Genomic DNA, 2010 nt, shown 5'->3' with positions numbered 1-2010 from the left:
TTCCGGCCTGACCGTCCTGCTCACCGAGCACGACATGAGCGTGGTCTTCGGCCTGGCGCAGCACTTGACGGTGGTCGCCGCCGGCCGGGTCCTGGCCACCGGGGAACCGGAGGAGGTCCGTGCGCGTGCCGACGTGCGCGATGTCTACCTGGGACACGGCGATGACGGACACGGCGATGACGGACACGGCGATGACGGCGACTGAGCCCGCACCTGCGGCGCGGCGCAGATCGCCCGCGGAACTGCGGATCGAGGGCCTGCACGCGTACTACGGTTCCGCGCACGTGCTGTTCGGCCTCGAACTGACCGTCCCTGCTGGCTCCACCGTCGCCCTGCTGGGCCGCAACGGGGCAGGCAAGACGACCCTGATGCGGTCGGTGACCAACGCCGGGGTGCGGACCACGGGCAGCATCCGGTACGGCGCGCGGGAACTGCGCGAAACCGCGCCGTTCCGGATCGCGCGCATGGGCGTCCAACTCGTGCCCGAGGACCGGCGCATCCTCACCTCGCTCACCGTGCGGCAGAACCTCGAACTGGCGGCGGCCGCAGCCGGACGGGCGACCGGTGGGCGTTCGCTCGCCGGGCTGACCCGTACCTTCCCGATCCTGCAGTCGCTGCTGGACCGCCCCGGCTACGCGCTCAGCGGGGGGGAGCAGCAACTCGTCGCCATCGCCCGGGCCATGGCCACCGACCCGAGCCTGCTCTTGCTCGACGAACCCTCCGAGGGTCTGGCGCCGCTCGTCGTCGCGCAGGTGGGCGAGGCGATCCGCCGCATCCAGCGCGAGTTCTCGGTCTCGGTCCTGCTCGCCGAACAGAACACGGGTTTCGCGCTGGCCCTGGCCGACTCGGTGTGCCTGATCGACGCCGGGGCGCTCGTCTGGAACGGTCCCGCATCGGCGTTCGCGGAGCAGCACGAACTGCAACGGCGGTTCCTCGCGGTCTGACCCGGCCGCCCGACGACCGAGATACAACGGTTATCCGCGAGCTATGGCGGGACCAATCCCCCCGTGCTTAGAGCGACCGGCAATTGGATCATTTGAGTCGGCGTGTGGTGGGCCGTTGGGGCCAGCGGTAGTGGCTGCGGGCGGTGTTGATCAGCCGGTGGACGACGGTGAGCGTGGCGGCGAGGAATAGGTAGAACTCGACGATGCGGCGTTGTTTGTCGGTGCTGCGGCGCAGTTTGCCGTACCCGTTCATCCAGGAGTGGCAGCGTTCGACGACCCATCGTTTTCCGACTTGGATCGGTGATGGCTTGCCCTTGGTCGCGATCCGGTACTGGTAGCCGAGGCTGTGCAGCAGGTCGCGGGTCTTGCCCGAGTCGTACCCGGCGTCCAGGTGCACGCAGGCGCCCTCGGGCAGTGGGCCGACCGCGTCCGGGACTGCGGCCAGGGTGGGTTCGAGCAGCGGCGAGTCGTGGGCGTTCGCTCCGGCGGCGACCAGGTGCAGCGGTAGCCCGGCACCGTCGGTGACGACCGAGCGTTTCGTGCCCTGCTTGCCGCGGTCGACCGGGGAACGACCGGATACCTCGCCGCCACAAGGGGATTTGGTGATCGATCCGTCCACGGACAGGTCGTCCAGTTCCAGGCCGATCATCCGCTCGTACCCGCTCAGCGCGGTCCGCAGCAGGTCGCGGGTGACGCCTCGCTCGGCCCAGTCAGCGAGGCGGCGCCGGATCGTGCGATCCGAACAGCCCGGCACTGCGACCCGCTCGTAGCCGCTGCCGTGGACCAGCGCCGCGATCACGCAGTCGAACACGACCCGGTCATCGACACGGTGCCGATGGCAACCCAACGGGTGAGCCGGGTCGAACTCGGGGCGCTCCGCCGTGCCGATCAGCGCGGCGAACTCGACCCAGACCGGTTCGATCAGGGATGCTGGGATGACGGGCACGGGCCCTCCACAGGTGATCGTTTGGACATCGCAATCCGATGATCACGCCGCGGGCCCGTGCCCTACCCGATAGACACGCCAATCACACCAGCCCCATCAGCACCAATTGCCGGTCGCTCT

Annotated in this window: 3 protein-coding genes; 2 read left to right on the top strand and 1 reads right to left on the bottom strand. The window is 69.4% G+C overall.

Annotation, left to right across the window (positions count from 1 at the left end):
* Together EPN29_13515 and EPN29_13510 are read left to right on the top strand one after the other, a co-directional pair.
* A partial coding sequence (locus tag EPN29_13515; protein TAN31391.1) for an ABC transporter ATP-binding protein occupies positions 1-205 on the top strand: 205 nt, incomplete at its 5' end.
* Positions 192-944 (top strand): ABC transporter ATP-binding protein, encoded by a 753-nt coding sequence (locus tag EPN29_13510; GenBank protein ID TAN31392.1) that lies wholly within the window; start codon positions 192-194, stop codon positions 942-944. The genes EPN29_13515 and EPN29_13510, both read left to right, overlap by 14 nt.
* A gap of 88 nt (positions 945-1032) precedes the next feature.
* On the opposite strand, the gene EPN29_13505 is transcribed toward EPN29_13510, so the two are convergent.
* Positions 1033-1890, bottom strand: coding sequence for an IS5 family transposase (locus EPN29_13505; protein ID TAN31390.1), 858 nt, complete (start codon positions 1888-1890; stop codon positions 1033-1035).
* Positions 1891-2010 lie beyond the last annotated feature (120 nt).

The sequence above is a fragment of the bacterium genome (assembly GCA_004299235.1).
In the GTDB taxonomy this organism is placed as follows: Bacteria; Chloroflexota; Dormibacteria; order Dormibacterales; family Dormibacteraceae; genus SCQL01.
The sequence above is the reverse complement of the archived record's forward strand: the minus strand, read 5'-3'. Positions and strand labels throughout refer to the sequence as shown.

What these genes read in the sequence shown, in the direction of transcription:
- EPN29_13510 (TAN31392.1), top strand. Translation starts at nt 192, where the DNA reads ATGACGGCGACTGAGCCCGCACCTGCGGCGCGGCGCAGATCGCCCGCG.